Below are 18,543 nucleotides of genomic sequence, written 5' to 3'. Positions count from 1 at the left end.
CTACGGCTGCCCCGGCGGCAGCCCCGCCATCCGCAGCGACTGCGCGATCGTCACGAAGTCCTGCTGGAAGTCGTGGAGGATGAGCGGCTGGCCGGCGCCGTCGGGTGAGACCGACGGCGCCTGGGCCGGCGCGGCCTGACGCTGCTCGCGGGCCTTGGTGCGCCAGGCGTCGATCTTGCCTTGGACATCATCATGGTCCGGGATGTCGCTGCGCAGCGCGTCGGCGAGCGCGACGCCGACGTGGCGGGCGCCCTGGACGCGCTGGGGCATCTGCGCGATCGCGTTGTCAGGGTCCTTGGCGAACCGGCGCAGGATCGTCTTGATCAAGCTGGTGTGGTCGAAGACCTCGTGGCAGACGCCCTTGGCGACCCTCGGTCCGATCAGCAGCGCCGGCACACGGACGCCGAGCGTGGCGTAGCCCGAGTCGTCGTGGACGGCCGGCGGCTTGACGTGGTCATAAAAGCCACCGTGCTCGTCGTAGACGACGACCAGCAGCGTCTCGTTCCAGCTCGGGCTGCGGACGAGCGCCTCGTAGATCTGCAGGATGAACGCCTGGCCGGCCCGGATGTCTGACGGCGGGTGGTCGTCGTTGGAGTTGGGGTCCAAGACGTTGAGGTCGATGAAGTTGGGGTCGATCCAGGAGACGTCGCGCAGCTCGCCCTTGGCGGCGTCGTCGAGGAAGCTGTCGTGGCCGACGATGAGCCCCTCGCCGACCTGGGTCGCCAGCGCCAGCTTGCGGCGGTCAAAGAACGCGAAGTTGTCGCGGTTGATGTGCTTGAAGTCGCGATGGCGGCCGTCAGCGGCGCGCAGCGTGGCGGGGTCGTGGGAGTACCAGCGCCACTGCTTGTCCTCGAGGTGGTGGGTGAAGGTCGGGACGTCGTAGATGGGCGCCCCGGCGAGCAGGTCCGGATGGCCCGGCAGCATGTCGGTCAGCGCCTTGATGAAGCTGAGCTTGACCTTGGGCCCCTCGCGGCCGGCGAGCGAGTACAGGCGGTTGGGCCAGGTGTCACCGGGCACCGAGCTGTGCCAGGCGTCGCAGACGCAGTAGTTCCGCGCGAGGAAGTCATAGGTCGGGAGGTCCTGGCCCGTGTAGTGGCCCATCGGCACCGACCACAGCTGGCGGGCGACGTTGTCGGCGGGCTTGCGCGTTTCGACGAACGCCTGGACGAAGCCGCCGTTGTGGCCGTCGGGATGGGGATGGGCCGGGTAGCCCGCGCCGAGCTGGGTCGCGACGCCGTGCTTGGAGTGGTCGGGGTCCAGCGCCTTGCGCAGCGCCTCGCCGGCGCGCATGACGGTGTTGGCGTCCGCGTCGAAGGCGTGGATCGGCACGGCGTTGCCGTCGCGATCGAGGTTGAGCTCGGAGCCGGTGAGGCCGTTGACCTCCGGCATGCCGTCGCCGGTGAGGTAGCCGAGCATGTGATCGAAGGAGCGGTTCTCCATCATCACCACCACGACGTGCTTGACCTGCTGGAGACGGTCGAGATGCTCCTCGTCGCTCATGCGCCCTGCCCTTTCGCTCAGCGATCAGTGGTTGTCGACGACCTTACTGACCCGCATCGCCTCATCGATGCCGAAGAACGTGCAGACGCAGACGTAGCTGATGGCCGGAAGGGCGTCGGGCAGCTCGTGCAGGCAGCCCCGCAGGGCGTGGTCGCGCACGACCTCCTCGATGCCGCCGCCGATGCAGAGCGAGACGGTCGGGGGGTCGGGCGCCGGGCGCCCCATCGCCGCGAAGCCCGGCCCGAGGAACTCGCAGAAGAGATCCAGCATGCTCTGCTGCTGGGCCTGCACCAGCGGCCCGAGGCGGGGGAGCTCGACGGTCGCCAGGAAGGTCATCTCCGGGCAGCCGGCCATGTCGCGCAGCATCGCCGCGAGGGCGAGGTGGGCGACGAGCGGGCAGTCGCCGTCGATGTGCATGAAGCTCTCGGCCAGGCGGCTGAAGGACTGCTGCGTCGCGGCCTGCACGGTGTCGAGCAGGCACTCGGCCTCGCTGTGCCAGAAGGCCGTGACGGTCTCGGTCGGCACGCCCGCGCGCTGCGCGACATCGGCGAGCCGCGTTGCCTCATAGCCCTGGTCGTAGACCACGGCGGCGAAGGTCGCCATGAGCTCTTCGCGTTCGTCTCGGGGCACGAACGTTGACGTCGGAAGACGACCGCGTTCCATTTTGTCGACTGTACGGGCAAGCGATGCCACGCCGCAACGGCGACTTGGTGACGGCAAGGCCCGCGCGCGGCGCGCTCAGTTGGCCAGCGGGCTGCCGGTCAGCTCGGCGACCCGGCGCGCCTCGTCGGCGCCGAAGAACGGCGTCAGGCACTGCAGGCTCAGCGCCGGCAGCTCACCCGGCAACTCGGCGATCCGGTCGTCCTGGGCGAAGCGACGAAGCACCGCCATGATCCCGTTGAGCACCATCTCAAGTGCCGACAGGGGCTGGGGCGCCTGCTGCTCGCCCGCCGGGATCTGGCCGGCGATCAGCTGGAAGAACAGCGCGATGTAGCGCTTGCGCAACGCCAGCGCGACGACCGCGATGTCCGGGTCGTCGTTGACGGCCAGCGCCGCGTAAGCCGGCGTGCGGCCGATGTGCCACAGCGCCGCCTCGAGCGCTCGATGGGCGGCCAGCGGCGGGTCGTCGGCCGCGCCCAGGAACGCGCCGGCGGCGATCATGACCAGCCGGCCGGCCCACCAGCCCAGGGCCTGGGTGGCGCAGTCGAGCTCGTCGTGGAAGAGCGTGTTGGCGACGTCGAGCTCGACGCCGACCTGTTGTGCGACATCGCTGAGGCGCGTCGCTTCCAGGCCGTCGCGCGCCACGGTCTCGGCGAAGGCGTCCATCAGGCGGCGGCGATCGTCGGAGGTCGCGGCCGCGTCGGGCTCCTGGACCGCGGCGTCGGCCGCGCGGGCGGCCGCGGGCAGGCCCAGGAGCGGGGTGAGGATGACCTCGATCATCGGCGCGGCGAGCGCCGGCAGCTCGGCCGCGCGCCCGTCCAGCACCCACTCGGCCGCCAGCGCGCTCAGCCCGCCCGTCATCGCCGCCGGCAGCACGCGCGGCAGTGCGGACCCGCCGGCGGCGCGCCCCAGCTGGCGGGTGAAGGCCTGCAACGTCTCGTCGACTGCCGGCGCGCCGGCGCGGCCGGCCGACGCCGCGTCGACGAGCAGCAGGCGCGCGCGCTCGGGCCGGGCCTCGAGCAGGCGCAGGCAGGCGATGGTGGCGGCGGCGACCTTGGCGGGACGATCCGGCTGGCGCGAGGCCGCGTGCCAGGCGGCGGCGAAGAGCGCGCTGAACGCGCTGTCGTACGCGGCCGCCCACGCGTCTTCCTTGGTCGCGAAGTGCTCGTAGAACGCTTCGAGCGAGAGGCCGGCGCAGGTGACCAGCTCGCGGACGGTCGTCGCCTCGAAGCCCTGCTGCGCCGACACGTACAGGACGGCCTCGAGGATCCGCGCGCGCTGATGGCGGCGCACGAAGCCCGAGGGCAGGCCGTGGCGGCCGCCCGGCAGCGCCTCGATGACCGGCGGCGGCGGGGTGACCGGCGCGGGCACGAGCAGCGGATCGGGCACCGGCAGCGGGCGCGGGTCGTCGGTCTCGTACATCGCGCCCCAGGTGGCGAGGTCCAGCGCGGCGGCGCGCAGCGGTCGCAGGCGACCGGACCGCAGATGGCCGTCGAGGACGTGCATCGTGCCGCCGGCGAGCACGGTCAGCACGGCCTCGGAGATGGTCAGCGTCCCGTCCACGGTCGCTGCCTGTCGCAGCCGATCACGCAGGCCGGCGGTCAGCGAGCGGCGGCGCTGCAGCCCCGGCGGCCCGAGGGCGCCGAGCTCGATGATCGCCGTGCGGGCGGCCGCGGGCTGGTCGACGACGATGTCGACGACCGCCGAGAGGACGCCCGCCAGCGCGTCGCGCAGATCTCCTGGCGCGATGGCCCGCGTCCGCAGGCGGCTGCCGGCGTCGGCGATGGCCGCGTCGACGGCGGCAAGGACCAGCTCCTGCTTGCCGGCGAACAGGTCGTAGAACGTCGCGGTCGACACGTTCGCGGCGCTGGCGAGCTGGGTCACGGAGGCCGCGCCGTAGCCCTGCTCGGCGACGACCTCGATCGCGGCGGCTTGTAGCCGCGCGCGGTACTCGGCGGCGGCGGCGTCGGCGTCCAGCGCATGCCGCCCGCGCGGCAGCCGGCGAGACGGACGTTCGACGGGGGCCATACGCCGTCGAGGATACGCCAAAGAACACCTCGGACACCATGTCCGTCGAGTTCGACAGAAAGAATTGATTCGGAAAACTAGACGTGTTTCGACTACGATCACGTCCATGTCGAGAAACAGCGACGTTGCCTCGACGGCGGCCGTCGAGCTCGAGGCGCTCCCACCGGAGGCGCAGGCGTTCCACCGGCGGGCCCGGATCGTCGACGCGGCGGTGCGCGAGATCGCCGAACGCGGCTACGGCGCGGTGACGGTCGCCGACATCGCCGAGCGCGCCGGCGTCACACGCAGCGTGTTCTATGGGACCTTCGGCGACAAGCAGGAGGCGCTGATCTGGGCCTACGACGCGGCCGCGGCCTACGCGATCCCCCAGATCCTCGACGCGCTCGCCGCCGAGCGCGACTGGGTCCGCGGCGCGGCGGCGGCGCTGGGCACCTACCTGACGATCCTCGACTGCGACCGCGCGTGGGCGCTCGTCTGCCTGCGCGACGTGCCGGCCGCCGGCGAGCGCGCGCGGGCGGCCCGTGACGCGGTGCGGGCTCCCATCCTGCGCGCGCTGGAGGAGCAGGTCGCGACGCAGCCGCCGGCCGGGGTGGGGGTGGACACCGTGCTGACCGCGATCGACGCCGTCACGATCGACTGCCTGCGTCACGATCCGGGGCAATCGCTGCTGGAGCGCCAGGAAGAGCTGACGGCCCTCGCCCTGGCGGCGTTCACCGACGAGCCCGCGGCGCTGGAGCCTGCGGCGGCTGAGTTGCAGGAGTCGCCGTTCGGCGGCGGGGAGCTCGATGTGCTGCTGGGCGGGGGAGAGACTGCGCAGGCCGATCTGGAACGGCTGGTGATCGAGGCCGCCGCGCAGCGCGACGGCCCGGCGTTGTGGCGCGTCGTCGTCGCGCTGGCGCAGCGCCGGGCGGCCGGCGAGCGGGTCGCCGAGCGCGCCGAGCAGCTCGCGCTCGACGCGCTGGACGAGGCGTGGTTCTTCGGGTTGGTGCTCGATCCGCGCCGGCCGCCGGCCGACGCCGCCGTGTCGCACGAGGAGCTGCGCCACCTGCGCTTCCTCGCCGCGCATCCGGCGAGCACGGGGGAGGAGATCCGGCGGGGCCTGGGGGTCCGCCACCTGTCCCAGGTCAACCGCACGCTGCGCCGCCTGGAGGCGCGGGGGCTGGTGCGCCGGGCGCCGGGGGCGGGCCGTTCGAGCGCGTGGACGGTGAAGTCAACGAGCCTGGACGAGTTACTCGACTGAAATTTCTATACCGGCAAAACTTGACTCCGAACATCTAGGCGTTTACGGTGCTCGTCGCACCACGGGTTGCCGGTTTGGCAAGGCGTCGGTGTGAGGGAGCGGTGAGCCGCCGGGAAGGCGGCCGCCGTGGGTTGAGAGATCACTGCTGGAGGAGATGACGTGTCCGCTGTACCTGTCCCCGGGGTATCGATGGCCCCTGCCGTGTCGCAGACGCGGGAGGCCGAGACGGTCCCGCACGCGCGGCGCAGCCGGATCGTCGGCGGCACCTCGGCCCAGCGCGACCGGCTGATCGGCGCGATGGGCGAGCTGGTTGCCGAGGTGGGGCTTCCGGCGGTCGGCGTCCACCACGTCTGCCAGCGGGCGGGCATGTCGCGCCGCACGTTTTACGACCACTACGAGCACCGCGACGCCTGCTTCATGGACACCCTGCAGGAGGCCTTCGACCGGCTGCTGGCCCATGTCGAGGAGGCGGTCGACGCCGCCGAACCCGAGTGGGAGGCGCGCACGGTCGCCGCGACCCGCGCGCTGATCGGCGCGCTGGATGCCGATCGCGTCCTGGCGCAGCTCTGCGTGGTCTCGGCGCTGGGCGCCGGCCACGACGCGCTCGTCCTGCGCCACGGCGTGGCGGACAGGATCGTCGCGATGCTGGGCGACGCGCCCGCGCCGCTGGCACCGACCGAGCTGGTGCTCGCGGGTGCGTTTGGCGCGCTGTGGGACCTCGTCCACCGCCGCCTGACCGAGCAGCCCGGCGGGTCGCTGGCCGACCTCGGGGAGGTCGCGACCTACCTGGTGCTCGCGCCGTTCGCCGGCCGCCGCCGCGCGGTGACGCTCGCCGGCCGGGGAAGCTCGATCGCCTTCGTGACGCGCTGGAGCCCGAGGGCCGCCGGTGCTGACGTCCGCGGCCTGGTCGTCACCGAGCTCACGCGCCAGACGCTGAGCTACCTCAAGGCCCATCCGGGCGCGTGCAACGTCGACATCGCCCGCGGGGTCGATGTCCGGCACGAGAGCCAGATCAGCCGACACCTCGTCCGGCTCGAGCGCGCAGGCGTTGTGCGCCGCCGCAAAGAGGGTCGCACCAATGCTTGGCAGCTCACCATTCTCGGCAGCGAGGCCGCCGACGCGGTGCTCGGCCTTTCCGACGGTTCCCAGCGATGAGAGAGAGAACGATGCACACGTCCTTGCCGGCCCTTCCTTCGAGCGGGACTACCTGCATGACCGACTGTTTGGCTGATGGCGGCGTTGGGGCGCCGGCGAGTCTGGCTCTCCATCTGCGTTTCGCGCGGCTTGTCACGCTTGTCGTTGTCGCGCTGCTCGTCTTCGGTGTGGCTTCGGCCTCGGCCGTCCAGACCCATGCGTTCTCGTCGAGCTTCGGGTCGGCGGGCGCAGGGGCGGGCCAGCTTTCGGGCCCGGCGAGCGTGGCGGTCAACAACCAGACCCATGACGTCTACGTCGCCGACACCGGGAACGTGCGGGTCTCGCAGTTCTCGGCGTCCGGGACGTTCATCCGCGCCTTTGGCTGGGGCGTGGCGGACGGGCTGCCGGTGGCCGAGACCTGCACGCTGAGCTGTGAGGCCGGGGTGGCGGCGTCGGGTGCGCTGGCCACGCCGACGTTCATCGCCGTCGACAACTCGGCGGGCGCGTCAGCGGGCGACGTCTATGTCGGCGACACCGCGACCAACGCCGTGTTCAAGTTCGACGCCACCGGCAACCTCGTCACCACGTGGGGCAGCGGCGGCCGGCTCGACGGCTCGACGGCGACCGACGGCCCGTTCGGTGCGCTGGCGGGGATGACCGTCGACACTAGTGGCACGCTCGACGTCTTTGACACCAACACCAGAATGTTCGAGTTCGGTCAGAACGGCAGCTTCTCGACCAACTTCACGACCGTCCGCGGGACCAGTCCGGCCGGCCTGTCGGTCGATGCGGCGGGCACCTTCTTCAAGGTCAACGGCGACCTCAGCGTCGAGCAGTTCGGTGCGGCCGGTGACGACATCGGCCAGGTCACGACCGGGGCCACGAGCACCGGCATCGCCACCGAGCTCTCCACCGGCGACCTCTACGTCGACAACGGCGCCACGATCGACCACTACACCTTCACGACCTGCACGCCGACGCCGAGCGCCGGCTGCACGCCGGCCGACTCCTTCGGCGCGGGCGCCCTCACCGCAGGCGCGGGCCTCGCGGTCGACCCGTCCGATCAGACGGCTTATGCGGCCGACGCCGGGGCGGCGCAGATCGACGTCTTCGTCCCGGTCATCGTGCCCGACGCCGGCACCGACGCCGCCTCCAGCGTCCAGGCCGACTCCGCCGTCCTCAACGGCCATCTCGATCCGGCCGGCGGCGGCGCCACCACCGATTGTCACTTCGAATACGTCGATGACACCGCCTTCCAGGCCGGCGGCTTTGCCACACCCTCCACCGCGCCCTGTGCTGAGGGCAGCGCGTTCTCGAGCCCGGCCAGCGTCCACGCGGCTCTCACCGGCCTGACGCGTGCCACCACCTATCACGCGCGCCTCGTCGTCACCAACGCCAACGGCACCACGCGCGGCGGCGACCAGACCTTCACCACCCAGAGCGCGCCCACCGTCGGCGACTCCTTTGCTAGCGAGGTCGGAACCTCCGAGGCGACCGTCAACGCCGTGATCAACCCGCACGGGCTCGCGACCACCTACCGCGTCGAGTACGGCAGCGACACGAGCTATGGCACCAGCGTGCCCGCTCCCGACGCGCCGGTCGGCTCCGGCACCGGTGACGTCAGCGTCCGTCAGCTCCTGTCAGGCCTCAGCCCTGACACCACCTACCACTACCGCGTCGTCGCCACCAACCTGGTCGACACAGTGACCGGTCCTGATCGCACCTTCCACACCACCGCCAATCCTGTCGCCGGCGAAGACGCCTGCCCCAACGCCTCGCAGCGCACCGGCTATGCCGGCTACCTCTTGGACTGCCGCGCCTACGAGCAGGTCTCGCCGGTCGACAAGAACAACACCGACGCTCTCGCGGTGTTCCAAGGCGTTCCGGCGGATATCTCGCGCAGCTCGACTTCGGGCGATGGCCTGCTGTTTGCGACCATCGGCGGACAGTTCGCCGGCGAGCCGAGCGGCGCGTTTTATAACTACTACCTCTCGCGCCGTGGTGCGACGGGCTGGGCGACGCACGGGATCAACGCACCGATCGGCGCCGGGAACCAAGGAGATCTTCCGGACTCATACGGCAACCGGCTGTTCACCGGCGACCTCGACGCTGGCGTGGTCACCACCGATCGAGGGCCGACGCTGACCAGCGATGCGACCGTGGGACAGGGGAACGTCTATCTCTCCGACCTCTCCGACCCGGCCCAGCCGACCTACCGCGTGCTCACGCCGCGCTTTCCCAATGGCGGTGGGGCCAGCGTCAAGGGCGCCTCGGCCGACCTCACGCACGTCGTCTTCGAGTCGCGCGACGCGCTGACCGCCGATGCTCCGTTGCTGCAGATCTCCACGGGTTACAACGGTCCGGTGTACGCGAAGAACATCTATGAGCGGGTGGGGGGCACATTGCGTCTCGTCAACATCGCGCCCGATGGGACGCCGATCGCCGCGGATGGCAATCGCGTCACGGTTGAGCGTGGGGCGGTCTCGGCGGACGGTGCGCGTATCGTCTTCCAGGGCGGGGACGGCAATCTCTATGTGCGTGAGAACGGTACGAGCACCGTGCAGCTGGATGCCTCGCAGGGTGCTGGGCCCGGGGGAGGTGGAGTGTTTCTCGCAGCCAGCACCAACGGCTCGAAGGTCGTCTTCTTTGACGACGACACTGCCGGCCTGACGCCCGACACCATCGCGGGCAGTGGGAGGAACCTCTACCTCTATGACCTCGACGCGCACACGCTGACCGATCTCACGCCGAGCGCGCACGCCGATGTCGGCGGCGTCGTGGGCGTGAGCGATGACGGCTCCTACATCTACTACGCCACCCTGAGCGGGAATTGCCAGCCGGGAGACCCGCAGACCAGCTGCAGCATCTTCCTGTACCACGCCGGCACGACGCGGCTGGTCAGCACGGTGACTGGTGACGACTACAACGATTGGCAACAAGGCGGGACGGGCGGGGCGATCTACGGTCCGGTCTCGGTCACCCCTGACGGATCTCATCTCGTCTTTCAGTCGCAGGGGATATCGGCGGGGTATGACAACGCTGCGGCGAGCGGCGACTGCGGTGTCCATTCCTGGACCAGCGCGGCGTTCGGACCCCACTGCCCGGAGGTCTACGTCTATGACGCCTCGTCTGACCACCTGACGTGCGTCTCGTGCAACCCGACCGGCGCGCGTCCGCAAGGAGCGTCCATTCTCTCGGCGTCGGCCCCGGGAGTCCTCGGGTACGTGGGGTACGGGGTTCACAGCATCTCCGACGATGGCCAGCGCGTGTTCTTCAACAGCGGCGACGCGCTGAGCGCTCGCGATGCGAACAGCATTCACGGCTGCGCGCCGACCGGCTCTCTGCGCACGACCTTGCCCTGTCAGGACGTGTATGAGTGGGAGGCCGATGGGTCAGGATCCTGCCATTCCGCGGCCAGTAATGGTGGTTGTCTGAAGCTGATCTCCAGTGGCAGCGGTGACTCCGAGGCGCTCTTCCTCGACGCCAGTCCCGATGGCCGTGATGTGTTCTTCGCCACCCGTGACCAGCTCGTCGGTCAGGACAACGACAACCTCTACGACGTGTACGACGCACGCGCGGGGGGCGGCATCTCGTCGCAGTCTCCGCCGTCGCCGTCGCCGCCGTGCGCCGGTGATGCCTGCAAGGGCGCACTGGGCAGCGCGTCGTCGCCGCTCAGCGCTGCGACGGTCAGCTTCGCCGGTCCGGGCAATGCAACACCGACCGTGGCGAAGGCGATCGCGAACGTTCGCGTCAGCCGCAAGACGATCGTTGGTGAGCGTCTCGTGCTGACCGTCAAGGTGCCGGCCCGAGGGCGCATCACGATCTCGGGCGCACACATCAAGACCGCCCGCAAGAGCGCGACCAAAGCCGGGACCTACAAGATCACCGTGTCGCTGAGCACCGCCGGCAGGCGGCTCCTCAAGGCCAAGCACCGGCTCAAGCTCACCGCACGGGTCGGCTACACACCCGGCACCGGTGACGCGTCGTCCGCGACGGTGGCAGTGACGCTGAAGAGCAGGAGCGGCAAGTGAGCGCGCCAACGACCATCACCTGCCCGAGCAGAGAGGCCAGCATGACACGATCCAACAGCAAGACCCCGATCTACGCGACGCTCGTCGTGCTGTCCCTGATGGCCATGTTGGTCCTCGTGAGCCAGGCGACGGCCGAGACCGGTCGCCAGCAGACCGCTACGTTCGGCAGCTTTACCGGTCGGAGCCCGCAGGCGCTGACCGTCGATCAGGCCACCGGCGATGTCTACGCGCTGGACGCCGACGCCGGTGCGCTGATGCGGTTTACCGCGACCGGTGCCCCGGACGACTTCACCGCCGGGCCCGGAGCCGGCACCAACCGGATCACGGGCCTGCCGCTTCTCAGTATCGACTACCGCCTCGCGGGGGTTGCGGTCGACAACTCCGGCGGTCCGGCCGATGGAGACGTCTATGTTGCCGACGGCGCGGGTGCGATCCAGGTCTTCGCGCGCAGCGGCGCGGCGCTGACGACCCTGCACGGCTCGGGCACGACGGCCGGAAGCTTCGGCCTGGCCTGCGGTGTGGCCGTCGACCAGGCAAACGGCGACGTCTACGTCGGCGACTACAGCGACCAGCGTCTGTGGCGTTACTCGCCGTCGACCTCCACCGTCGCGGAGTCCGACTACTCCGGTGCGGTGGCGACGGCGATCACGCCGTGTGCGGTCGCCGTGGCCGCCGACAAGGTGTACACGGCCGACACCTACGATCTCCCCGCGACGCTCAGTCTTCAGAACAATGTCGACCGCTTCAACGTCTCAGATTTCGCTCTCGGAACGCCGCCGCCCAGCCCGACCCCAACCGTCATTCGCGCCGATGGTCCGACCGCGCTGGCTACCGACCCGGCCTCCGGAAACCTCTACATCGGCGAGAGCGTGTCTGACGGCCACGTCCACGTCCTCGATCCCTCCGGGACATCGCTCTACTACTTCGCCGGCGACGCGGCGCTCTCGAGCCCGTTGGGCGTCGCGGTCAACGGCGCCACGGGGCGCGCCTACCTCGCCGATGGCTTTCACAACATCATCGACGTCTTCGCGCCGGCCGCGCCGCGGCCGGGCTTCGGCTTCAAGAGCTTCGACGGCGGCGTCTTCGACCAGGACGGCAACGCGGTCACGCAGGCCGGGTCGCACCCGTACGAGGCGAAGACGTCGCTCTCGATCAACCCGACGTTCGATGCCGCCGGACATCCGATCCCTGAGGGGGTTGCGAAGGATCTTCAGGTCGATCTTCCGCCCGGCCTGATCGGCGACCCCAACGCCGTGCCGACCTGCACACAGCAGAAGTTCATCGAGTTCACCTGCCCGAACGACACGGCGGTCGGCTACATCGGCACCCGCACGACCACCGATGGCCACACCCAGTTCTCGTGGAGCAAAATCGCCAGCCTCGACCCGCCGCCGGGTGTCCCTGCCGAGTTCGGCTTCGTGTACAACGGCGTCCCCATCCGGCTGGATGCATCGGTCCGCACCGGTGGCGACTACGGCCTGAGCGTCACCGTCACCGACATCAACGAGACGCAGGGCCTTCTGTCCAGCTCCGTCACGTTCTGGGGTGTCCCGGCCGATCCAGGCCACGACGCCTTGCGCGGAAGCTGTCTCAGCCCTCTCGGCCGCGTTGACGGGTCCGATGTGCCGATCAGCGCGGGTGACTGCCCATCAGACCAGCCGCTCAGGCCGCTGTTGACGCTTCCGGCCTCGTGCACCGGGCCGGTCACCACGACCGTCCGCGCCGACCCATGGGAGAACCCCGGGGTCTTCGCGACCGCGAGCTTCCTGAGTCATGACAACCAGGGCGACCCTGTCGGTGGGACCGGCTGTGACCGCCTCGACTTCACGCCGTCGATCAGCGTCAGCGCTGACACGTCTGCCGCTGACGCGCCCGCAGGACTGCACGTCGCTCTTCATTTGCCGCTCGGGGGCCTTCGCGATGTCAACGGTCTGGCCGAGGCCAACCTCAAGCAGGCGGTGGTGACGCTGCCCACAGGGTTCAGCGTCAACCCCGCGGCGGCCGATGGGTTGCAGGGTTGCTCGTCGGCGCAGGTCGACCTTCATGGGGCGGGTGCGGCGCACTGTCCGGATGCTTCGAAGGTCGGGTCGGTGGAGATCGACACGCCGTTGCTGGATCATCCGATCAAGGGCTCGGTGTATCTGGCGGCCCAGAACGACAATCCGACCAACTCGGTGTTGGGCATCTACGTCGCTGTCGACGACCAGGAGTCGGGGGTCGTGGTCAAGTTGGCGGGCAAGGTGCACGCCGATCCGGCCACCGGCCAGCTGACGACGACGTTTGATGACAACCCGCAGTTGCCGTTCACCGATTTCAAGCTGGACTTCTTCGGCGGGCCGCACGCAGCACTGTCGACCCCCGAGACGTGCGGGACGTTCACGACGACGACAGCACTCTCGCCGTGGAGCGGGACGCCGGCTAAGACGCCGAGCGACAGCTCGGTGATCGACGCCAATTGCGCGGGCGGGTTCGCTCCGTCGTTTGCGGCGGGCGCCACGAATCCCTCGGCGGGGCACGCAACGGGCTTCACGCTGCAGTTGGCGCGTGCTGATGGTCAGGAGCACATCCGCACGGTCACCACGACGTTGCCGGGCGGTCTGCTGGCAAACGTCGGCTCGGTGCCGTTGTGCTCGGATGCCGATGCCTCGGCGGGGACGTGTCCCGCCGGCTCGCAGGTCGGCAGCACCGACTCGGCAGCCGGGCCGGGCTCTGCACCCTTCCATCTGCCGGGCAAGGTGTTCCTGACCGGCCCGTACAAGGGCGGACCGTATGGTCTGTCGATCGTCGTGCCGGCGATCGCTGGGCCGTTCAACCTCGGCACCGTGGTCGTGCGTGCGGCGATCCAGGTCGATCCGATCGACGCGCATGTGACCGTCGTCTCCGATGACGTGCCGAAGATCCTCGACGTCAAGGGCGACGACGGCGACACCAACGGGTTCCCGGTGCGGATCCGCTCGATCGCGGTCAACATCGACCGGCCCGGGTTCATGCTCAACCCGACCTCGTGTGATCCGATGAGCATCGGCGGGTCGATCGGCTCCTGGGAAGGCTCGACCGCGACGGTCTCCAGCCGCTTCCAGGTCGGCGGCTGCGCCGCCCTGCCCGTCGCGCCGAAGCTGGCGATCGCACTGACGGGCAAGGGCCAGACGACCGACGACAAGCACCCCGGCGTGCACGCGACGGTCAGCCAGGCCCCGGGGCAGGCCAACCTCAAGAAGGTCACCGTCAGCCTCCCGCTGAGCCTGGCCCTGGACCCCGACAACGCCCAAGCGCTGTGTGAGTTCACGGATGGTTCGAAGATCGACCCGACGTGTCCGAAGGGCAGCATCGTCGGCAAGGCGGTCGCGCACACGCCGATCCTCGATCAGCCGGTGACCGGGCCGGTGTACTTCGTCAAGAACATCCGCAAGGACCCCAAGTCGGGCCGCGAGATCCGCACCCTGCCCAAGCTCGTGATCCCGCTCACCGGTGAGAACGGCATCCGCCTCAACCTCGTCGGCACCAGCAACGTCGTCAACAACCGACTCGTGACGACCTTCGACAACATCCCCGACGCACCGGTGTCGGACTTCACCCTCGACATCGACGGGGGCAAGAGCGGCATCCTCGTCGTCTCGGGCACCGACATCTGCAAATCCACCCAAGTGGCCGACCAGCAGATCAACGGCCAAAACGGCAAGACCGCTAACGCCGATGTCTATCTCCAGACCCCGGCGTGCCCGCTGAAGATCCTGTCCAAGACGGTCGGCAAGACCAGCGTCGCGGTCAAGGTCGGCGGCCTCGGTGCCGGGAAGGTCACCGTGACGGGCAAGGGGATCAAGAAGACGACCAAGACCATCACCAAGTCGACGGTCGCCACGATCACCGCCAAGCGCACCAAGGGCAAGCCCGGCAAGGTCACGGTCTCCTTCGACCCAACCGGGCCGGCGAAGGCGCGCAAGACGAGCAAGTAGGACTGGCGCGTGTCCCGGGTCGCGGCGGGTGCCGCGACCCGGGCCGGCTTGGCTCAGCCCTTGACCGCCTTGGCGTAGACGCCGAACAGCCGGTCCAGCGCCTGAGCGGCGAGGCGGTCGACGGTGATCTCGGCGAGGAGGTCGGGCTCGATCGGCTTGTCGACAGGCAGACCGTCGAGCCGGTCGTTGTTGCAGCGGGCCAGGTCGTAGCGGCGGTGGCGCAACTGCTCGACGAGGTCGTCGGTCAACGGGACCTCGAACTCCTCGGCGTCGGTACCGGGACCGCCGGGGTCCCAGCCGACGGCGGTGATGAGCGCCGTCGCGGCACAGAAGCGCATCGCCAGCGCGTACTGGGCCTCGGGGCCGTAGAGGAGGAAGTCCTCGAACAACTCGTGGCCGAGATCCATGACGGTCTTGGCCTGGAGTCGGAGGACGTCGGCGGTCTCGCGGTCGACGACGACCAAGCGAGCGTGGGTACGCTGCGGGGTACTCATGGGAGTTGTAGCTCCTTTGGGTCATGCCCCCGGCCGTTCCAGCGGTGCGGGGGTGATGTTTTGGATGAGTGGGGGAGACTAGGGGGTGGGGCGGATGGATGTGGAGTTGTTGGTGTGGTTGGAGTCCCCTCACCACCTGCCGGGCGTCCGGCAGCTCGACGCTGTATATCACGCATTTGTGATAATCTTATCACATGGCTGCGATAAGAAGTCATGTGCTACCGGTTGGTCCCCCGGTGCCGCGACGTCGTCAGATCGGCCGCGAAGGGGATATCGCGCGCTTGGCCGATCAGCTGCGCAACGGCGAACACACAGTCCTCGCCGATCGCCGGCGCACCGGGAAGGCGACGGTCGCGCTCGGTGCCCTTGACGTTCTGGCTGGCGACGGTTGGACGGTGGTCGGCCTCGATTTGTCCGAGGCTGGCGAGGGTGGCCCTGTGCTGGCCGAAGGGTTGGTCGCTCAAGTTGCCCTCCAGGAGGCGAGGGTGGAGCGGGGTGAAGGCTTCGGATACGAGATCTGGGATCTGCTTCGGCCGGCTGGGGGCGCTGATGAGCGGGATGCAGACGCGATCGATGATGCGCTCACCAGTCTCCGGGCCTCGGGGTCCGCCGGTGAGCAACTGACTTGGGCGCTCGACTTCGCGACCTCTACCGTGCGTGGCGCGGCGGGGACCATCCTCTTCCTAGACGAGATCCAACGTCTGGAGTACTGGCCAGATCACGACGCCGTCGCAGTCATCCTCGACGCCTCGGCCGGCGAACCTCACCGGACGATGCTCGCCGCGAACCGAACCGCCGAGATGGCCCAGTTCGCCGATGTCGACCTCGCTGACGCTACAACGGCGGATGCCGGGGTAGCCGCCGCGCGCGACACGCGCCTGTGGGATGCCGGACGATGACCGACCTTGCGTCCGTCGCTCGCAAGAGCGAGATCGAGCGCGTCGCTTCGTTGATCGCCGCAGGCGAGCTGCTCCTGGTTCATGGGCCTTGGCCGACCGAGGCGGCCGCTGTGGCACGCGGCGCCCTCGGCAGCCGACAGGTGGCCCACGTCCGCGTCGCTGCGTGCGGCGATGACGCTGCCCTCGCGCGCGCGTTCGTCTCGGCGGCGGCAGAGGCCCTCGGCGGTGACGCGCGGCTTCTCGCTGCGTCGGCCGACACGCTTTCCCCTGCCCAGCTCCGCATCGTGCTGCGCTTGCGCAGAGAGCTCGCCATCGACGATGACAAGTCCCCGGCGGCGACCAAAGGATCGAACGATCCTGGTGCGGCGCTCGTCGCGACCACCAGGAGCGTTGTCACGCTCCTCGGGTCTGTTGGCGCGACGCTCCTGGTGGAAGGTGCCGACGAGCTGCCTGCGGCAAAGAGGTTTCCCGATGGTGGCGCGGTGTTGTGGGCTATCAGATCAGTGGCGCAGCAGATTCCAACACTGAGCATCGTGTTCACCGGTGGCCCGGATGCCGGGGAACTCGTCGAGGATGAGCGTCAGGCGTTTCTCGGATGGGGGCGGTCGATCGACCTCAAGCGCGTCGCGCCCGAACGCCTGTCGGAGTCGATCTCGCAGACGGTGGGCGACCGGCTCTCACATGACGCGGTGGCCGACGTCGCCGCCGCCGCTGACGGCGCTCCGTGGCTGGCGCAAGAACTGGTCGACCGGATGCTTGCTCCCTCGCCCGCCGGCCCGTCACAGGGGCAAGCGTTGGCATCGCTCCGAAGCGCGACCCAAGCGCTGCGAGAGCTCGCTTGGTCGACTGGGCCCGAGTTCGCGGTCTTACTGCGCGTAGTGGGTGAGTTGCATCGCTCCAGCCATGCCGTCTGCTCGGCCTTGGCATGGGATGACCCTCCATACGGTGTAGGGGGCCCAAGCGACGTGAACCGCGCACTTCGCGTGTTGCACCGCAACGCCGTCGTTGAGCGGGCGGGCGCCCGCCGCTGGCGCCTGTGCGATCCGTTGTTCGCAGAATGGCTTCGTCAGAACAGCGCACGTTTGCGATAGACGTCTCGGCCGACGATGCGCCGTGCCGCGCAACGATCGACGGTAATGTCAGCCATCGCCGGTCAACCTCTTGGGTCGCACGCGTCGCGGTAGCTGCTCATCGGCCCGTAGTCGTCCGACGTCGCTCTCGTAAGGATCGAGTGCGCGCGTGGCGCCTTCGATGATGCCCAGGCCCCGGAGCACCCGCAAGACGTTCTCCAGACTCACGCCGCCATCGCCGCGCTCTAGACGGCTGATCGTGTCGCGATGCACTCCCGCTCGGTCGGCGAGCTGGGCCTGCGTCAAGCCGCGAAGCTTGCGCCACGTGGTCAGGTCATTGGCGACTTGGCGCAACGAACGACCGATCTGTCGCGGCACAGAATGCGGCATATAGCCGGCACAATAGCACTTAATGTCGGCAAAAACTGGCATTAGTTGCTGTGATCCTCATTACCGTCCTGAGCAGCCCAAAGAGACCGCTCGGTGACATTCGGGCCTTCCGGGCGGCGAAGTGCGCGTACGGTTACATTTTGGGCCGACTCGGTTGAATGTCTCCGATCCGTGACATGTACGTGTCGCGGAGCGCGCTCGCTCGGCCGTGGGTCTGCCCGACATCGTGGAGGATGTGGCCCATGCAACAGCTCGCCGACGACGTCTGGCACATCCCGCTGGCTCCGCGCGACGGGGTCAACGCCTACATCTTGGGCGATGTCCTGGTCGATGCGGGCATCAAGCCGATGGGCGGGAAGGCGGTCGCCGCGGCGCGCGAGCGTGGTGTGACGTCGCATGCGCTGACGCACGCGCATCTCGATCACGCGGGCGGCTCGGCGCGGGTCATTCGCGAGCTGGGGCTCGACGGCCTGGCGGTCGGTGTGCTGGACGCGCCGGCGGTCCGGGACGGTGGCAGCGAGCCGCCGCCGCACGTGGCGGGGCCGCTGCAGGGGATCGCGCGCGCGATCGGGCGCTTCCCGGCCTCGCCGGTGGCGAGCGAACTGCGCGAAGGCGATCTCATCGGCCCGGGTTCGTCGTGCTCGACGTCCCCGGCCACTCGCCGGGCCACGTCGCGTTCTGGCGCGAGGCCGACCGGCTGCTGATCGCCGGCGACGTGTTCTTCAACATGAACCCGCTGACGACGGTGCCGGGCCTGCGTCAGCCGCTAAAGGCGCCGACGAGCGACCCCGCGCTCAACCGGCGTTCGATGCGCCGCATCGCCGAACTGGAGCCGAGCGTCGTCGGCTTCGGGCACGGCCCGGTCGTCCGTGACGCGGCGCCGAAGCTGGCGGCGGCGGTCGCGCGGCTTCCGCGGGACTGACGTAGCGCAACCCCTCCTGTTTGAGACGACCCGGGCGTCGTACGTCTGGGTGCGTGATCCGGCGTCCTTCCGACCAGGTGAAAAGCAGTTCACCCACGTCGTCGTTCCTCGACACTTGACGAGATAGAAACCGTAGTGTCTAATCGTTGACCAGGAACACCGGTGGTGCACCAAATCGCGCCACCGCCACGACGGTACGGAGGGCACGATGTCTGCAGCGCG

General features: G+C 69.4%; 11 protein-coding genes and 1 pseudogene. 7 read left to right on the top strand and 5 right to left on the bottom strand.

Going from position 1 to position 18,543, the window contains the following annotated elements; all coding sequences use genetic code 11:
* The 3 genes from VGO10_RS05380 to VGO10_RS05370 all read right to left on the bottom strand — a co-directional run bounded on the left by VGO10_RS05380 (position 1) and on the right by VGO10_RS05370 (position 4,188).
* Entirely contained in the window at positions 1 to 1,500 is a 1,500-nt protein-coding gene (locus VGO10_RS05380; protein ID WP_327465940.1) for an alkaline phosphatase family protein, read from the bottom strand.
* Between the two features lie 24 nt (positions 1,501 to 1,524).
* Positions 1,525 to 2,103 carry a TetR/AcrR family transcriptional regulator gene (locus VGO10_RS05375; RefSeq protein ID WP_327465938.1) on the bottom strand — a complete coding sequence of 193 codons (579 nt, stop codon included), beginning with the start codon at positions 2,101 to 2,103 and terminating at the stop codon, positions 1,525 to 1,527.
* 135 nt (positions 2,104 to 2,238) lie between these two features.
* Positions 2,239 to 4,188, bottom strand: coding sequence for a TetR/AcrR family transcriptional regulator (locus VGO10_RS05370; protein WP_327465937.1), 1,950 nt, complete (start codon positions 4,186 to 4,188; stop codon positions 2,239 to 2,241).
* A 106-nt stretch (positions 4,189 to 4,294) separates the two neighbouring features.
* Between VGO10_RS05370 and VGO10_RS05365 the strand changes: the two genes are divergently transcribed.
* The 4 genes from VGO10_RS05365 to VGO10_RS05350 all read left to right on the top strand — a co-directional run bounded on the left by VGO10_RS05365 (position 4,295) and on the right by VGO10_RS05350 (position 14,546).
* Entirely contained in the window at positions 4,295 to 5,428 is a 1,134-nt protein-coding gene (locus VGO10_RS05365; protein WP_327465936.1) for a TetR family transcriptional regulator, read from the top strand.
* 159 nt (positions 5,429 to 5,587) lie between these two features.
* On the top strand, positions 5,588 to 6,583 hold the full coding sequence (locus tag VGO10_RS05360; protein WP_327465935.1) for a hypothetical protein: 996 nt from the start codon (positions 5,588 to 5,590) through the stop codon (positions 6,581 to 6,583).
* Between the two features lie 56 nt (positions 6,584 to 6,639).
* The gene (locus VGO10_RS05355; RefSeq protein ID WP_327465933.1) at positions 6,640 to 10,593 is read left to right on the top strand and encodes a hypothetical protein; all 3,954 of its coding nucleotides are present in this window, start codon (positions 6,640 to 6,642) and stop codon (positions 10,591 to 10,593) included.
* 41 nt (positions 10,594 to 10,634) lie between these two features.
* A complete protein-coding gene (locus VGO10_RS05350) occupies positions 10,635 to 14,546 on the top strand; it encodes an NHL repeat-containing protein (RefSeq protein WP_327465931.1) in 3,912 nt (1,303 codons plus the stop codon).
* A gap of 53 nt (positions 14,547 to 14,599) precedes the next feature.
* Here VGO10_RS05350 and VGO10_RS05345 read toward each other — a convergent pair whose 3' ends face one another.
* Positions 14,600 to 15,040, bottom strand: coding sequence for a hypothetical protein (locus tag VGO10_RS05345; RefSeq protein WP_327465929.1), 441 nt, complete (start codon positions 15,038 to 15,040; stop codon positions 14,600 to 14,602).
* A gap of 281 nt (positions 15,041 to 15,321) precedes the next feature.
* On the opposite strand from VGO10_RS05345, the gene VGO10_RS05340 reads away from it, so the two are divergent.
* Positions 15,322 to 15,939 carry a hypothetical protein gene (locus tag VGO10_RS05340; protein WP_327465927.1) on the top strand — a complete coding sequence of 206 codons (618 nt, stop codon included), beginning with the start codon at positions 15,322 to 15,324 and terminating at the stop codon, positions 15,937 to 15,939.
* Complete coding sequence (locus VGO10_RS05335; protein WP_327465925.1) at positions 15,936 to 17,030, top strand: hypothetical protein; 1,095 nt, start codon at positions 15,936 to 15,938, stop codon at positions 17,028 to 17,030. Before VGO10_RS05340 ends, VGO10_RS05335 begins: the two co-directional genes overlap by 4 nt.
* A gap of 48 nt (positions 17,031 to 17,078) precedes the next feature.
* On the opposite strand, the gene VGO10_RS05330 is transcribed toward VGO10_RS05335, so the two are convergent.
* Positions 17,079 to 17,399, bottom strand: coding sequence for a helix-turn-helix transcriptional regulator (locus VGO10_RS05330; RefSeq protein WP_327465923.1), 321 nt, complete (start codon positions 17,397 to 17,399; stop codon positions 17,079 to 17,081).
* A gap of 158 nt (positions 17,400 to 17,557) precedes the next feature.
* Here VGO10_RS05330 and VGO10_RS05325 point away from each other — a divergent pair.
* Positions 17,558 to 18,321: pseudogene (locus VGO10_RS05325) on the top strand (MBL fold metallo-hydrolase).
* Positions 18,322 to 18,543 lie beyond the last annotated feature (222 nt).

Source organism: Baekduia sp. (assembly GCF_035996765.1).
Taxonomy (GTDB): Bacteria; Actinomycetota; Thermoleophilia; order Solirubrobacterales; family Solirubrobacteraceae; genus Baekduia.
Note: the sequence above shows the minus strand (reverse complement) of the source record. Positions and strands in the feature narration are given on the sequence as shown.